Raw genomic sequence first — 14,699 nt, 5'->3', positions numbered from 1 at the left:
TGCAAGTGCCGTGACGACTATATGGAGTGCATTCGTGGCCTCAATTTTGGAAAAGGTTCTTCGTGTAGGCGAAGGGCGCGTTCTTCGGCGCCTGGAAAACTACGCGAAGGCCATCAACGCGCTGGAGGAAGACTTCAGCCACCTCACCGATGACGAGCTCAAGAACGAGACCGTCACCCTTCGCGAACGGTACTCTGCCGGCGAATCGCTCGACGATTTGCTGCCAGAGGCCTTCGCGGCGGTGCGTGAGGCGAGTACCCGTACCCTGGGGCTTCGTCACTTCGACGTTCAGCTGATGGGTGGAGCCGCTCTTCATCTCGGAAACATCGCCGAGATGAAGACCGGTGAGGGCAAGACCCTCGTCGCGACCACGGCGGCGTACCTCAACGCCATCACGAGCCGTGGGGTGCATGTCATCACGGTCAACGACTACCTGGCGAGCTACCAGAGCGAGCTGATGGGCCGCGTTTTCCGTGCTCTCGGCATGACGACAGGGTGCATCCTGTCGGGTCAGACACCGCCCCAGCGCCGTGAAATGTACGAGGCCGATATCACGTACGGCACGAACAACGAGTTCGGATTTGACTACCTGCGCGACAACATGGCGTGGCAGGCATCCGACATGGTGCAGCGCGGGCACTACTTTGCCATCGTCGACGAGGTCGACTCGATCCTCATTGACGAGGCACGGACCCCGCTGATCATCTCCGGTCCGGCATCCGGCGAAGCGAACCGGTGGTTCACCGAATTCGCCAGCCTGGCCAAGCGCCTCGTGCCCGACGAGGACTTCGAAGTTGACGAGAAGAAGCGCACCATCGGTGTGCTCGAGCCCGGTATCGAAAAGGTCGAGGACTATCTCGGCATCGACAACCTCTACGAGTCGGCGAACACCCCGCTGATCTCGTTCCTGAACAACGCCATCAAGGCCAACGCCCTGTTCAAGAAAGACAAGGACTACGTCGTGATGAACGGCGAGGTGCTCATCGTTGACGAGCACACCGGTCGCATCCTGATGGGACGCCGCTACAACGAGGGTATCCACCAGGCGATCGAGGCCAAGGAGGGCGTGGCGGTCAAGGCCGAGAACCAGACGCTTGCCACGGTGACCCTGCAGAATTACTTCCGCCTGTACAAGAAGATCTCGGGAATGACCGGTACGGCCGAGACCGAGGCCGCCGAATTCATGAGCACCTACAAGCTCGGTGTCGTCTCGATCCCCACCAACAAGCCGATGCAGCGCATCGACCAGTCCGACCTCATCTACAAGAATGAGGAGGCCAAGTTCAATCAGGTGGTTGAGGACATCGTGGTACGCCACGAAAAGGGTCAGCCGGTGCTCGTGGGCACAACGAGCGTCGAGAAGAGCGAATACCTCTCACGCCTGCTCGCCAAGAAGGGCGTGCGGCACGAAGTGCTCAACGCCAAGAACCACGCCCGTGAGGCCGCCATTGTCGCCCAGGCCGGTCGGCTCGGCTCGGTGACGGTCGCCACCAACATGGCCGGTCGAGGCACCGACGTGATGCTCGGCGGCAACGCCGAGTTCATCGCCGTCGCTGACATGAACGCCAAGGGCCTGAGCCCTGTGGAGACCCCGGAGGAATATGAGACCGCCTGGGACGAGGTGTTCACCGCAGTGAAGGCCACGGTGCACGAGGAAGCCGAGAAGGTTATCGCGGCCGGCGGTCTCTACGTGCTCGGCACGGAGCGCCACGAATCACGGCGCATCGACAACCAGCTCCGCGGACGCAGCGGACGTCAGGGTGACCCGGGCGAGAGCCGGTTCTACCTCTCGCTCACCGACGACCTGATGCGCCTGTTCAACGCGGGAGCCGCCGAAAGCCTGATGGGCCGCCAGGGCGTCCCGGAGGACATGGCCATTGAGTCCAAAGTGGTGAGCCGCGCCATCCGCAGCGCGCAGTCGCAGGTCGAGGGCCGGAACGCTGAAATTCGCAAGAACGTGCTCAAATACGACGACGTGCTCAACCGCCAGCGCGAGGCCATCTACGGCGATCGTCGCCACATTCTCGAAGGCGACGACCTGCACGAACGCACCCAGAAATTCCTGGAGAATGTCATCGACGAGGTGCTTGACGTGCACACGGGCGAGGGAAACGGCGACGACTGGGACTTCGACGCCATGTGGGTCGAGCTGAAGACGCTCTACCCCGTTGGTCTGACGATCGACGAGGTCGTGTCCGAAGCCGGTGACAAGGGCCGGATCAACCGCGACTTCATGCGCCGCGAGATTCTCTCCGACGCCAAGATGGCGTACAAGCGTCGTGAGGAGTCCCTGGGCTCGCCAGCCATGCGCGAGCTCGAACGCCGCGTGGTTTTGTCGGTCATCGACCGCCGCTGGCGCGACCACCTCTATGAGATGGACTACCTGAAAGACGGCATCGGACTGCGCGCCATGGCCCAGCGGGACCCGCTGGTGGAATACCAGCGCGAGGGCTTCGCCATGTTCCAGCAGATGATGGGCCAGATTCGTGAAGAGACCGTCGGTTTCCTGTTCAATCTCGACGTCGAGGTGAGCCAGGGCCCCGGTGCTGTGGCAGCCCCGATTGTGGCGGCGAAGGGACTCGCACCGGCCGACCAGGCTGATACCAAGCTCAGCTACACAGCCCCGAGCGATTCGGGCGGAGTCGAGGTTCGCAACCAGCGCGGTCAGATCCAGCAGGCCGCAACCGACCGAGCCCGCCGCGTCGCCACGGAAGCTTCTGCCCCCGAGTCGGCCGCCGACGCCGCACCGGCCCAGAGAGGCGCGTTCGGCCAAAAGGACGAACAGGCCGCTCCCGTGAACCGTGCGGAGCGTCGCCAGCAGGGCAAGAACAAGTAATTCCGCCGCACTGCCACGTGGCCGCCGTTGTCTCCCGCTGGGCGGGAGGCAACGGCGGCCTTTTCACGTCGTCCGGTAGCCGCGCGAGCCGAAACTTTACAGGACTCCGATCACGCTCGCTCGCCAGCGTGTACCGGTGGCTTCGATGCGCAGGGCGACGGCGAGCACTCGCTTCGAGGTGTGCACAACGACACTGGCTTCGACGATGCCAGGACGGGGCTCGCACAACCACACACTGCCCATGCCGATCACGGGGCGCCCCGCGGGCCGTCCGGTCATCGCCCGCGCGCGTGCTGAGATCAATGCTCGGTGCAGGATGCGGTGATAGACCGCATCCGTGACCCAGCGTGCCAGTTCTTCGGGCTCGCGCGCTCCAGCCAGGGCTTCGACAGCGCAGCGGGCCAGATTCCTGGCCATCGGTGCAGGGTCGGGCATGCCGAGTGCTTCCCAGAGCGGGGCCTCCTGCTCCGAGTGGTGAACGTGTGCTGCGAGACTCATGTCAACTCCGATGTGAGAATCGTGCCGGGGATGAAGCGACGGGTACAGCTGCGGGGCGTGGGTGTACGGGTGCTCACTCAACCAGCGACGCAGCCCGGTGTCCAGCGTTTTTATGGCCTGTGGATAACCCCACGCCAACGCGTGGGCCGGGCTAGTTTCGACATGTGCGCTGGGACAATTTATTTGACGACCTCGAAGTTCAGCTCGAACGCGAGTTGAACGCCGAGGAGCGTGACCTGCGCGCCGAAGAGGAAAGGCAGCGGCTGGGGCGGCTGACCATCCGCACGCGGCTCGTGAGCCTGACGCTCGGCCCGACCGGCCCCGCCGTCTTCCGGGTGGAACTCAGCAGCGGAGACGCCATCGTCGTGCGTCCCACAACCCTGGGGCGCGACTGGCTCGCCGCCGACCTGATCGGCCCCGACGAGTCTCGCGAGCCACCCGGGGACGCTGCGCACCGGCAACAACGCGAGAGCGGGGCGGGTATGCGCCGCTCTGACCGGGCAACCCCGCAGTGTGTGCTGCCCTTCTCGGCCATCGCAGGGATCGTGTTGACGGCGCACCAGATGGAACGGTCGCTCGGCGACGAGGCAGAGTCCCCGTCGGCATCTCGGCTGTCCGAGCGGATCGGGCTGCCTTTCGTGCTGCGAGACCTGTGCCGCCGTCGCGCCGCGATCGAACTGCGTATGCCGGCCGGGATGGTGAACGGCACGATCGACCGCGTAGGACGGGACCACCTCGATCTCGCCGTGCACCCGCCGGGAACGCTTCGTCGTACGCCGGACGTCTACCAGTACCGAGTCGTTCCGCTGGCACACATCCTGCTCGTCACCCTCGACTGAGGCGACACGGGGGTGGCTCCAGCCATTCAGCCCGTCGGCTGCGGCGGGTCCATAGGCCGCGCCCGCCTCAGGCGCCCGCCGGAGAATTCGGCAATACTCGCGAAATCGGACTGCTCCCAGAGCGCCCGGCGTCGGGCTTCCTCGTATTTCACGTCGATGTAGGATTCCAGCACCACCCTCTCCACGCGCCAGGCGTGGGACGAGCCGATACGAATCGCCGGAAGCTCGTTCGTGCGCACGAGGTCGAGCGCCTCGGCTGGCGTGATCGCCAGGATTTCTGCTGTGTCGGCCAGGGTCAGAAAACGGCCCAGGTCTTTGGCTGGCGCGGAATCGTCCATGCGTCGATTATGCGCCCTGCCGGGGTGTTTGGGTCGGAAAGGTGGCTGCTGTGGATAACTGCCCTGTGGATAACTCGCTCGCCCAAGAAAACCCGGGCACCATGGAGCGAGCCAGTCAATGGGCAGGTCACACGTGAGGAAGCGCATGAAGAAATTGGCCGAGAAGAGCACGCGAACCAGATCGTGGTTTGACCCCCGCTTCGCCATCGGAATCGCGCTCGTCGTGGCATCCGTCGTGGGGGTTGCCGCCATTGTTACGACGGCAGATCGCACGAGCGGCGTGTATGTGGCCCGATCGACGCTCGTGGTGGGTGACCACATCGATGTGGGAGACGTGAACCTCGAACATGTGCGCCTCGGCGGCTCGGAGGCTCGCTACGTGACTCCGGCCCGCCTGCCTCGAGAAGGCCTGCTGGTGACCCGCACCGTGCAGGCCGGAGAGCTGATTCCCCTCGGCGCCGTCGGCACCAGGGCTGGGGAGTCGGTGACGAGCATTGTCGTGTCTGTTCGGCCGACGCTCGCGGCGTCGGTTGTCGCCGGCTCCGCTGTCGATGTGTGGGCCGCGAAGAAGACGGGCAGCTCGCAGTTTGCCCCACCGGGCGTGCTGGTGCCGGCCGCCTCTGTGGTGCGTATCATCGCGGACACGGGTCTGATGGCAACGACTGACGGCCAGTCTGTGGAGATTCTCCTGCCAAAGGGCATGGTTGGGGCCGTGCTCGAATCCGTGGCGAACGGCGATGCGGTCTCGGTGGTGGCCGTCGATGCGCCCGTGGCAGGGGCGAAGTAAACGTGGCTGCGATCGCGCTCGTCGTCGAGCGTCACACCGAAGAGCGTCTACTCGTCGACATCGTCGAGCACGGTCACTCGATCCCGGCCCAGCTGCGATCGGCCGCTGAACTCCTGCTGGCCCTACCGGGATTGCGAGTCGACGTCGTGATCGTGAGCGCGAAGCGGGAGACCCTGAACCATGAGGTCATCGCCGCGTGCGATACGAGGGGCATTCGCGTGATCGCCCTGGCCGCCACAGATCGGGACCGCCGGTACGCGGCCACCCTCGGGCTGCTTGAGGTGATCGACGGCGCTGTGGGCTGGCCCGAGATCGACGCGCTCGTGCATGCCGGGGTCGTCGTTCCGCTGCGCGTCGGCGACCGAAATCGCTCGGTTGGCGCCCGGCGATCGAGCACAGTTGTGGCCGTCTGGGGCCCCACCGGCGCGCCGGGGCGTACGACGCTCGCCATCAACATCGCCGCCGAGATAGCAGCCTGCGGCCACTCGGTGGTTCTGGCCGATGCCGACACCTACAGCGGCTCGGTGGCGGCGAGCCTGGGCATGCTCGACGAGGCGCCCGGTTTCGCCGCGGCCTGCCGGCTGGCGGGCTCGGACAGCCTGACCCAGTCCGAATTCGAGCGCATCGCTCAGCGCTACAACTCGCCCCAGGGCCCGTTCTGGGTGCTCACCGGAATCGGCCGGCCCTCGCGCTGGCCCGAGTTGTCAGCTGATCGGGTGAAGAGAACCATCGAGGCGCTTCGGCAATGGGCAGACTACGTCGTGATCGATACCGGGTTCAACCTCGAGAGCGACGAGGAACTGTCGAGCGACCTGTTTGCGCCGCGGCGCAATGCCGCCACGGTGACGGCGTTGGCCTCCGCCGATCATGTCGTGGCCGTCGGGCTTGCCGATCCGGTGGGGATGGCCCGGTTCCTGCGTTCCTGGACAGACCTCACGGACATCATCACCGACACACCCGTGAGCGTTCTGATGAATCGGGTGCGGGCCAGCGCGGTCGGACTCGACCCGGCCGGGCAGGTGATCGGGGCGCTTCGCCGCTTCGGCGCGATCGAGTCCCCGGTGCTGGTCCCCCAGGACTCCGAGGCACTCGACGCGGCTGTGCTGACCGGACGCACGCTGCGCGATACCGCAGCGAAATCTCCGGCGAGGGCCAGCATCCGTCGGTTTGTCATGGCAGCTCTCGTGGTCGCACCCGTCGAGGCCCCGCGGCGGGCGCGGCGGGCGGCCCCGTTCTTCAGGCCCCAGACTGTGCGGCCGCGCGCCTCCGGGGCCGCGGACTTCTGAGCGGCCGAGGCCCCCACACCCCCGAATGCCCGAAACTTGCCCGAAACAGCGCTGCGCCATACTTCGAGGACTCGGTGCCGGCGGCACCGTGACTCAGCGGGAAGGCACACGTTGATGTCCAGAATGAGAACAGTGGTACTCGTGGGAACACTTCTTTCCACAATTGGCCTGGGCCTCGTTGGTTGTGCGGCGTCGGCGTCAAGCACCGACACGACCACCATCACGATTGGCACTCTGCGGGGCCAACCGCACTTCTATCAGCCGTTCCTTTATCAGGATTTCGCGCCGGAGGGCGTGGTCTTCGACGTGATCGCCCTCGATACAACTCCGGCCCTCAACGACGCGCTCGTCAGCGGCTCCGTGGACTTCGCTGTGACCGGTGTCACGCCCACGATTTCCTCGATCGCCCAGGGCAGGGACCTCACGATCGTCGCGGCGGCGGCCGACGGCGGAAGCGGCTTCGTCGGCAACGACTCGATCACCAGCCTCGACGACCTCGTGGGCAAGACCGTGGGCTACATCCAGGGCAGCGCACAGGAAGTGGCCCTGCGCCTCGTGCTTGTGGACGCCGGGATTGACCCCGCCGATCTCGACCTCGTCGTGGTCCCTGTGCCCGATATGGCCAATGCCTTTAAAACCGGCAGCATCGACGCCTTCTTCGGAGTGGAGATCGGTGCCTCCATCGCGTTGCAGAATGGCGGACACCTCATTGCCGACGCCTACTCCACGCCGATCGGCAGGGTGAACATCGGCCTGGTCACGACCGGAGCGCTGATCACCTCCGATCCGGAGCTCGTGCAGAGTGTCGTCGACACGCACCGTAAGACCGTCGACTACATGGTGGACAACCAGGATGTCTGGCTGACCGAGATGGTCACGACCTTCGGCGGCGACCAGAAGATTTTCAGCACGGCCCTCGACAACTTCTGGCTTCGGTCGGACCTGTCGGCGGAATACGTGGGACAGCTCGGGGTGCTCGCCACGGAAATGAAGGACCTCGGCCTGATCGAGTCCGCGCCGGCCGCTGACGATCTCGCAGACGCCAGGTTCGTGGACGGTCTCCCGACGCCGTGAGTCTGCTGGTGATTCGGCCTCCCCGCACCCGGTTACGCCGCACGTGGTTCACGACGGCGCTGCTCGGGGTGCCCGTTCCGGTGCTGTTGCTCGTGCTGTGGCACTTCGGTGTGTCCAATGCCTGGGAGCTGCCGTTCGGCATCCGAATGGGATTTCTGCCTTACCCGACGGATGTCGCAACGACTCTCGTGGACTTCGCCGTCGGCGGGGTGCGGAACGACGCCTTCAGCGGGCAGCTCTGGGTGAATCTCGGCGCGAGCCTCGCCCGAGTGGCGGGTGGCTTTCTGCTCGCAGCCGTGATCGCCATCCCCCTGGGCATCTTCATGGGCCGCTACTACACGGTCAACTCCCTGTTCGACGCCACAATCAGCCTGCTGCGCCCGATTCCAGCCACCGCCTGGGTGCCGCTCGTGGCTCTGTTGATCGGTATCGGCGACCAGGCCACGATCTTCCTCATCACCCTGTCGGCGTTCTTCCCCATCGTGCTCGGAACCATCAGCGGTGCCCGGCAGGTTGCACCCCGGCTGATCGAGGCCGCGCAGATGCTCGGCAGCTCGCCGTTTCGTATTCTCTACACTGTCGTGATCCCGGCGTCCGTGCCGGCGATCGTGAATGGACTCCGGATCGGGCTCGGGCTGGCGTGGGTGGTGCTCGTGCTCGGTGAGACAGCGGGCGTTCGGGTCGGTCTCGGTGCCACCATCAGCCTCGCGCGCGACATCGTGCGCACCGACCTCGTCGTCGTCGGCATGATCTGCATCGGCCTCGCCGGCTTCCTGTCCGATCGGGTTCTGGTCTGGACCCTGCGGCTCGCGTTCCGCGGGCGTCCCCTGCTGACAGGACCGGAGAATCTGTGAACGCGACCAGTGCCCGCCCGCTCTCGGACATCCGGGTGGGCAACCTGTGCAAGAGCTATCACACGGCCGGCGGCGCGGTCACGGCGATGACCGACCTGAACCTGGAGGTGGCGTCTGGTGAGTTCGTCGCCGTGGTGGGTGCGAGCGGATGCGGTAAGAGCACGCTGCTGCGTATCCTGGCCGGTTTCGAGAAACCGACGTCGGGCACCGTGAGCGTGGGCGGAATTCCCGTCACCGGTCCCGGCTCCGATCGCGGGGTCGTGTTTCAGGACTACGGACTCTTTCCCTGGCTCACGGTGCGGGAAAACGTGATGTACGGGCCGCGGCAGCACCGAGTCGCCCGCGTGGACGCCACTGTCATCAGTGAGCGCTTCCTGCTGATGGTGGGCCTCACCAGGGTTGCGGACCGCTACCCCGGGGAGCTCTCGGGGGGCATGCAGCAGCGCGTGGCCCTCGCCCGTGTGCTCGCCAACGACCCCGCCGTGCTCCTCATGGACGAGCCTTTCGGTGCCCTGGATGCCCTGACCCGCGGCGACCTGCAGGTCGAGCTCGCGCGCATCCGCCGGGAAACCCGAACGACCGTTGTGTTCGTCACCCACAGCATTGAGGAAGCGGTGTTCCTGGCCGATCGTGTCGTCGTGATGACGGGGGGAGCGGCCCACGGTGTGCCCGGGCACATCCGGCACATCGTGGATGTCTCTCTCGGCGCCGACCGAGACGTGACGTCGCCGGAGTTCAACGCCGTTAAGCGCGACATCGCCCGGTTGGTGCACGAGGCGCCCCACACTGGACCCGCTTCGCTCGTCAGTCCTGCAGCGAGCGTCAGTCCTGCAGCGAGATGACCTCCACTTGGCCGTTCGTGCCGGTGATGACGAGCACTCGGCTCGCCTGAATGCCGGCGAGGGCGGCGCTGAGCTCGTCAGCAGTGGGTTCTGCCGCGCTCGCCGGGCCCGAACGCCGCCAGACCGTGACGGGGGCACCGGTCACGTGGGTGATGGCCTGTGGCACGGGCCCCGACTCGGCGCTCGTGACGAGGATGATCCGGCCGATCGGGCGCTCCGGTTTGGGCGGCGCAGTCGATCTGTCCCGGCGCCAGACGGCGAAGTGATAGCCCGCGACCAGTCCGGTGGCCACGAGTAGGCCGAGCGGTGCCCTGACCCGCTCGATGACGCTCGCCCCTGTCGTGTCTCCGAGAACGAATTCGAAGAGGCGATAGCCGATCACAATCAGGGTAATGATCGCCACCACGGCGCTCACGCCGAACACCAGAATGAGGTAGAGCCTGCGGCCAGTGTTGCCAGCTTCTGCGGTATCGACGGCCGCAGCCGGATTCCACGCCAGCCACCACACCGGACCGCCCACCACGAGCGCGCTGATACCTGCGAGCAGCAGAGTGCGGGCATCGGAGGCGACGAAAACTGGGACGAGGCTCGCGAGGAGGGCGTTGACGATCACTCCCAGGCCTGAGGCCGCTGTGATGAGCCCCGCGCCGGAGGTGACGAGGCGGGCGGCAAGCTGAGTCGAGGGTGAGCGCAGGCGGCTCCGCCCGCGGTGGTACTGCCAGACGAGGGCTCCGAAGCCCGCCGCTCCGACAGCCACGCTGAGCGGCTCGAGCAGGAGTGTCACCGGCTCCGATCGGTCGAAGGCCAGGCGAAGGAGCACGAAGAGCGTCAGGACAGCCCCGGAGAGTGTGACGGCGCAGGCCACGGCGATGCCGACGACGACGAGGGCCACGTCGGCCAGGCCACCGCGCAGGCCGCGGGCGTCGTCGTGGATCCAGTGCCACCACCAGATAGCCACGCCGCCGAGGCACCAGATGAGGGCCTGCAGTGTGGAATACCACCACGGCTCCCCAACGAAGGCGCTCGATGTGAGGGTGCTCACTGCAGCGTCGATGAGTGAACCCAGAGCTGTGATGGCACCGCCGAGGCCGAGTACCAGCCCGAAGACCCATCCGAGCACCGGTGCGAGAGTGACCAGCTGCGTGGGGCTCTTGTGCGCGTTCCCGCTCATCCATCGATGCCAGGCCCACACGCCGGCCCACACGACCCCCGTGGCGAGCACGCGCGGTTGACCGTCGCCGCGCACCAGTACGGCTGCGGCGGCGAGGAACGCGATGCTGAACGTGACAAGCGAAACGGTGCTCATCGCTGCCACATAGAGGCCCCAGGCTACCGAGTCCCGCTCGGAGCCGCCGATCCGGCGCCACTGCACCCACCAGAGCACCGCGGCGAACGGACCGGCGATCAGAGTGAACGCGAGGGAGAGGGCGAGTCCTGACACGTCGTTCGAGGCCAGCGTGCTGCCGGAGTCGAGCAATCGGCCGAGCAGTCCGCTGAGCCCGATCGCGGCGATCACTACCAGGGCGAACAGCAGGACGAAGACGACAACGCGGCGTGCCGTGGGCTGGGCCGTCGTGACGGGACCAGCCTGATCGACTCGGGATGATGCGCGAACGCCGATGACAATGCCGGCGCCGATCAGGAGAATCAGACCGATGACGACGATGCTGAGAATCATTTGTCCACCTTCGGGTTCGGGCACACGGTGAGTTCCCAGGGGGCGCTGTCGATACGCCAGGCGCCGTCGGTCTTGACCAGGTCGACCACTCCCTCGGTCTCGTAGTCGGACGACCCGAACGGCCCACCCTCGTACGAGGTCGTGATGGAGACCGTGACGTCGGCCGTATCGTCGCGCACCGTCGTTGACACAAGGCTGACGCTGACGCGGCCGGTGGATGAGCGATCGGTCCTCTCGCACGAGGCGAGGGCGGCGGGGCTGAGATAGAGGGCAGCGGTAGCCTCGTCCCCCTCCAGCAGCGCCGTCGCGTAGCGCTGCACGGTGCCCTCCGGTGTTGCACCGTCGAGCTGCTGCGGGGCCCCGCGGGAAAACACGACGGCCAAGGCAACGATCACGATGATGACGACGGCTCCGACAATCACGAGCAGGGTTCGATCGGTCCGGGCAGGTTTCTCGCTCATGCTCCCATGATGGCCCACCCTGCGTGCCCAGACGGCATTTGTGGGGCATCCGCTGGCCTAGGCTGTAAATCGTGTCGACGCTAAGTGAACTCGTACTTGCCCAGGGCCGCAGCAGCGCTGAGGACGTGGACTGGCTGCATATGCTGGTTGCGGATGGCCAGCTGCTGGCCGATCTTGCCTTCGCCGACATCGTCGTGTGGGTGCCGACCGAGAGCGGTAGCTTTGTCGCGGTCGCTCACGCCCGCCCCTCCAGCGCCGCAACCCTCTTCTACCGCGACTTCGTGGGGCAGAACATCAAGGTGGAGTGGCGCACCCAGGTGACAGAAGCCTTCGAGACCGCGAAGATCGTGGATACCACGGCCCCCGACTGGTACGAGGAAACCCCCACGCGGGTGCGCGCGATTCCAGTGCTGCGTCGCCTGAGCGTCTCCGGTACCCAGGTGGCGCCCGTTCCCATCGCCGTGCTGACCCGGCACACCAACCTCAGCGAGGCTCGTTCGCCGAGCCGTCAGGAACTCACGTTCAACGATTGCGCGAGCGATCTCTTCGACATGATCGCCTCTGGCGACTTTCCCGACCTGGGCGCACCCACGGGGCCCAGGCGCGGGGCACCCCGCGCCTCCGACGGGCTCATTCGCGTCGACGTCGACGGGATAACGACCTTTGCCAGCCCGAACGCCCTGTCGGCCTTCAACCGAATGGGATTCGAGGACGAACTCGAGGGCGAGTCTCTCGCCGAAGTCACCACGAGCCTGCTGGCCGGTACCGGCACGGCCGTGGTTGACGAGTCGCTGCCGCTCGTTGTCACGGGGCGCGCGCCGTGGCGCACCGACATCGAGGCCCGTGGCGTGACGGTGTCCCTGCGCGCGATCCCGATTCGCAATCGTGGTGAACGCATCGGCGCCATCGTGCTGTGTCGCGACGTGACGGAGCTGCGGCACCAGGAACGCGAGCTCATCACAAAGGATGCGACGATCCGGGAGATCCACCACCGGGTGAAGAACAACCTGCAGACCGTCGCGTCGCTGCTGCGTATCCAGGCTCGCCGGACCCAGTCCGACCGTGCGCGCGAGGCGCTGACCCAGGCCATGCGACGGGTCGCCGCCATCGCGGTCGTGCACGACACCCTCTCAGAGGGACTGAGCCAGATCGTGGACTTCGACGCTGTCTTTGAGCGCGTGCTCCTGCTCACCGTGGAGGTGGCATCCGCTCACAACACCACGGTTCACCCGAAGTCATCGGGCAGCTTCGGTACCCTGCCGAGCGCCTATGCCACGCCGCTCGCGCTCGTGCTCACCGAGTTGGTGACCAATGCCGTGGAGCACGGCCTCGCCGGGCGCGAGGGCGAGGTGTCGATCGAGGCGCAGCGCAATGAGGAAACGCTCACCGTGATGGTACGCGACACCGGTTCGGGACTGCCGGAGGGCAAGGTGGGCTCCGGGCTCGGCACCCAGATCGTACGCACTCTCATCCAAGGGGAGCTTGGCGGCACGATCGACTGGCACACCATGATGGGCAGCGGTACCGAAGTCACCATCGAGATCCCGCTGCGCTTCATGCGGGAAACCTGAAGCCATGCCCGTCTGCGCGTCGCGTCTCGGTTGCTCCGGCGGCCGGGTTGTGGCGCGGGCGCTACTGGTACGGCCGCGCGCTGGCGCTGGGGCGATAGCGCGGCGCCAGAGCGGTGGCCCACGCTGGCGCCGGCCGGGCGCAACCCCGGCGGATACAACAAGAGCCTGCGGCCAGCCGGTAATATCCGGAGGCTGCAGGCTCGTGCGGAACGTGTCTGGCGGCTTAGGACGCCCGACGGGCGCGTGCGGCGCGGCGCTTGAGGGCACGACGCTCGTCTTCGCTGAGGCCGCCCCAGACTCCAGAGTCCTGACCGGTCTCAAGTGCGTACTGGAGGCAGACCTCGGTGACGTTGCAACGTGCACACACCGACTTTGCCTTTTCGATCTGGTCCACCGCGGGGCCGGTGTTTCCAACCGGAAAGAAAAGTTCCGGGTCGGCGGTGAGGCAGGCAGCTTTATCGCGCCAGTCCATAGAGATGCTCCTTTATTGCGGGGTGCACGGCCGATTGGCCAGAGTTGCAGGGTATGGTCCGTTGCAGGAAAAGCTCAGATCTAAACACGCTAGATAAGCTCACGTCCCTGTGAGCGTCAACCGGACCTCAAATATCGTCCCATAATAGGGGTGTCAAATCAATAGTTTTGGATGGAATATACCTGTGAGTCAGCGAGAAGAACCAGATCAGCACCCGTGGACGCGCCTGCGGGCCGAGGCGCGCGAGCTGGTTCGCGTGCCCGGAATGGTCGTCTTCGTGGCGCTCCTGGCCCTCGAAGCGGTGGTGCTCTGGCTGGTGGCCGGCTGGCTCGTGATCGAGCTGCTCACGCAGCGCCCGGCATCGCTCGGTGGAGGACTGGCCATACTCGCACTCGCCGTGATTGCGGCGGTCTGGGTGAGCGCGATCACCATCGGTGCGGTGCGGCGGCGTCCCTGGATCCGCGGCGGCGCCGTCACCTGGCAGCTCGTGCAGATCATGGTTGCCGTCGGCTGCTTCCAAGGGCTGTATGCCCGGCCGGACGTGGGCTGGGCGCTGCTGCTGCCGTCGCTCGTCGTGATCGTTCTCGCCTTCACACCGAAGATCGTGGCGGCCACGAGCCACCCCACCGAGTAGCCGCGAGCCCCGATCAGGCGTCGAGGCCGAGCTTCTTGCGCAGGCTCGCCACATGGCCGGTGGCCTTCACGTTGTAGAGGGCGAGCTGGATGATTCCGGCCTCGTCGATCACGAACGTGGAGCGCAGCACGCCCGTCACGACCTTGCCGTAGAGGTTCTTCTCGCCCCAGGCCCCGTACGCGCGGTGCACGTCTAGTTCGGTGTCGCTGAGCAGTGGAAAATTCACGGTGTCGTGCTCTTGGAACTTCTTGAGCTTGGCGGGGGTGTCTTTCGACAGGCCGAGCACCTGGTAGCCCGCGGACTTCAGGGAACCGAGGTTGTCGCGAAAGTCGCAGGCTTGCTTCGTGCAGCCCGGGGTCATCGCGGCCGGGTAGAAGTACACGACCACGTTGCTGCCGGCAAAGTCGGCGAGCGAAACGGGTGCGCCATCCTGGTCGGTCAGGGTGAACTGGGGGGCCGTGTCGCCGGCCGCGAGCCGTGTGGAATCCGTCATGACTCCACGCTAGCCGCTCGCGGGCACGCCGCCGCG

The 14,699-nt window shown here is 66.1% G+C and carries 15 protein-coding genes; 9 read left to right on the top strand and 6 right to left on the bottom strand.

Annotation, left to right across the window (positions count from 1 at the left end; all coding sequences use genetic code 11):
• Nucleotides 1-34: 34 nt before the first annotated feature.
• The gene (secA, locus tag BJ997_RS13035) at nucleotides 35-2,836 is read left to right on the top strand and encodes a preprotein translocase subunit SecA (RefSeq protein WP_035838768.1); all 2,802 of its coding nucleotides are present in this window, start codon (nucleotides 35-37) and stop codon (nucleotides 2,834-2,836) included.
• A 96-nt stretch (nucleotides 2,837-2,932) separates the two neighbouring features.
• On the opposite strand, the gene BJ997_RS13030 is transcribed toward secA, so the two are convergent.
• A complete protein-coding gene (locus tag BJ997_RS13030) occupies nucleotides 2,933-3,334 on the bottom strand; it encodes an Rv3235 family protein (protein WP_052542558.1) in 402 nt (133 codons plus the stop codon).
• Nucleotides 3,335-3,498: 164 nt separating this feature from the next.
• Here BJ997_RS13030 and BJ997_RS13025 point away from each other — a divergent pair, with 164 nt between their 5' ends.
• On the top strand, nucleotides 3,499-4,173 hold the full coding sequence (locus tag BJ997_RS13025; RefSeq protein ID WP_183323509.1) for a hypothetical protein: 675 nt from the start codon (nucleotides 3,499-3,501) through the stop codon (nucleotides 4,171-4,173).
• Between the two features lie 26 nt (nucleotides 4,174-4,199).
• Here BJ997_RS13025 and BJ997_RS13020 read toward each other — a convergent pair whose 3' ends face one another.
• Nucleotides 4,200-4,511 carry a helix-turn-helix domain-containing protein gene (locus tag BJ997_RS13020; RefSeq protein WP_052542312.1) on the bottom strand — a complete coding sequence of 104 codons (312 nt, stop codon included), beginning with the start codon at nucleotides 4,509-4,511 and terminating at the stop codon, nucleotides 4,200-4,202.
• Nucleotides 4,512-4,656: 145 nt separating this feature from the next.
• On the opposite strand from BJ997_RS13020, the gene BJ997_RS13015 reads away from it, so the two are divergent.
• From BJ997_RS13015 to BJ997_RS12995, 5 genes are all read left to right on the top strand, one after another.
• The gene (locus BJ997_RS13015; protein ID WP_035837008.1) at nucleotides 4,657-5,298 is read left to right on the top strand and encodes a hypothetical protein; all 642 of its coding nucleotides are present in this window, start codon (nucleotides 4,657-4,659) and stop codon (nucleotides 5,296-5,298) included.
• A gap of 2 nt (nucleotides 5,299-5,300) precedes the next feature.
• A complete protein-coding gene (locus BJ997_RS13010; RefSeq protein WP_052542311.1) occupies nucleotides 5,301-6,584 on the top strand; it encodes a CpaE/TadZ family protein in 1,284 nt (427 codons plus the stop codon).
• 141 nt (nucleotides 6,585-6,725) lie between these two features.
• Nucleotides 6,726-7,658: an ABC transporter substrate-binding protein gene (locus BJ997_RS13005; protein ID WP_160175883.1), complete on the top strand. Its 933-nt coding sequence runs from the start codon at nucleotides 6,726-6,728 to the stop codon at nucleotides 7,656-7,658.
• A complete protein-coding gene (locus tag BJ997_RS13000) occupies nucleotides 7,655-8,512 on the top strand; it encodes an ABC transporter permease subunit (protein ID WP_221243966.1) in 858 nt (285 codons plus the stop codon). The genes BJ997_RS13005 and BJ997_RS13000 overlap by 4 nt, the downstream gene beginning before the upstream one ends.
• Nucleotides 8,509-9,354 (top strand): ATP-binding cassette domain-containing protein, encoded by an 846-nt coding sequence (locus tag BJ997_RS12995; protein ID WP_052542315.1) that lies wholly within the window; start codon nucleotides 8,509-8,511, stop codon nucleotides 9,352-9,354. Before BJ997_RS13000 ends, BJ997_RS12995 begins: the two co-directional genes overlap by 4 nt.
• On the opposite strand, the gene BJ997_RS12990 is transcribed toward BJ997_RS12995, so the two are convergent.
• Nucleotides 9,335-11,032 (bottom strand): DUF5671 domain-containing protein, encoded by a 1,698-nt coding sequence (locus tag BJ997_RS12990; RefSeq protein ID WP_221243965.1) that lies wholly within the window; start codon nucleotides 11,030-11,032, stop codon nucleotides 9,335-9,337. The two genes, BJ997_RS12995 and BJ997_RS12990, sit on opposite strands and share 20 nt — an antisense overlap.
• Nucleotides 11,029-11,493 carry an LpqB family beta-propeller domain-containing protein gene (locus BJ997_RS12985; RefSeq protein ID WP_035837006.1) on the bottom strand — a complete coding sequence of 155 codons (465 nt, stop codon included), beginning with the start codon at nucleotides 11,491-11,493 and terminating at the stop codon, nucleotides 11,029-11,031. The genes BJ997_RS12990 and BJ997_RS12985 overlap by 4 nt, the downstream gene beginning before the upstream one ends.
• 71 nt (nucleotides 11,494-11,564) lie before the next feature.
• Between BJ997_RS12985 and BJ997_RS12980 the strand changes: the two genes are divergently transcribed.
• Nucleotides 11,565-13,064 (top strand): histidine kinase N-terminal domain-containing protein, encoded by a 1,500-nt coding sequence (locus tag BJ997_RS12980; protein ID WP_183323507.1) that lies wholly within the window; start codon nucleotides 11,565-11,567, stop codon nucleotides 13,062-13,064.
• A gap of 223 nt (nucleotides 13,065-13,287) precedes the next feature.
• Here the strand turns inward: BJ997_RS12980 and BJ997_RS12975 are convergent, their stop codons facing one another.
• Nucleotides 13,288-13,536: a WhiB family transcriptional regulator gene (locus BJ997_RS12975; protein WP_035837005.1), complete on the bottom strand. Its 249-nt coding sequence runs from the start codon at nucleotides 13,534-13,536 to the stop codon at nucleotides 13,288-13,290.
• A 184-nt stretch (nucleotides 13,537-13,720) separates the two neighbouring features.
• Here BJ997_RS12975 and BJ997_RS12970 point away from each other — a divergent pair, with 184 nt between their 5' ends.
• The gene (locus tag BJ997_RS12970; RefSeq protein ID WP_152602210.1) at nucleotides 13,721-14,170 is read left to right on the top strand and encodes a hypothetical protein; all 450 of its coding nucleotides are present in this window, start codon (nucleotides 13,721-13,723) and stop codon (nucleotides 14,168-14,170) included.
• A 13-nt stretch (nucleotides 14,171-14,183) separates the two neighbouring features.
• Here BJ997_RS12970 and bcp read toward each other — a convergent pair whose 3' ends face one another.
• Complete coding sequence (bcp, locus tag BJ997_RS12965; protein WP_035837004.1) at nucleotides 14,184-14,663, bottom strand: thioredoxin-dependent thiol peroxidase; 480 nt, start codon at nucleotides 14,661-14,663, stop codon at nucleotides 14,184-14,186.
• Between the last annotated feature and the right edge of the window lie 36 nt (nucleotides 14,664-14,699).

Source organism: Cryobacterium roopkundense, from assembly GCF_014200405.1.
GTDB classification, from domain to species: domain Bacteria; phylum Actinomycetota; class Actinomycetes; order Actinomycetales; family Microbacteriaceae; genus Cryobacterium; species Cryobacterium roopkundense.
Note: the sequence above shows the minus strand (reverse complement) of the source record. Positions and strands in the feature narration are given on the sequence as shown.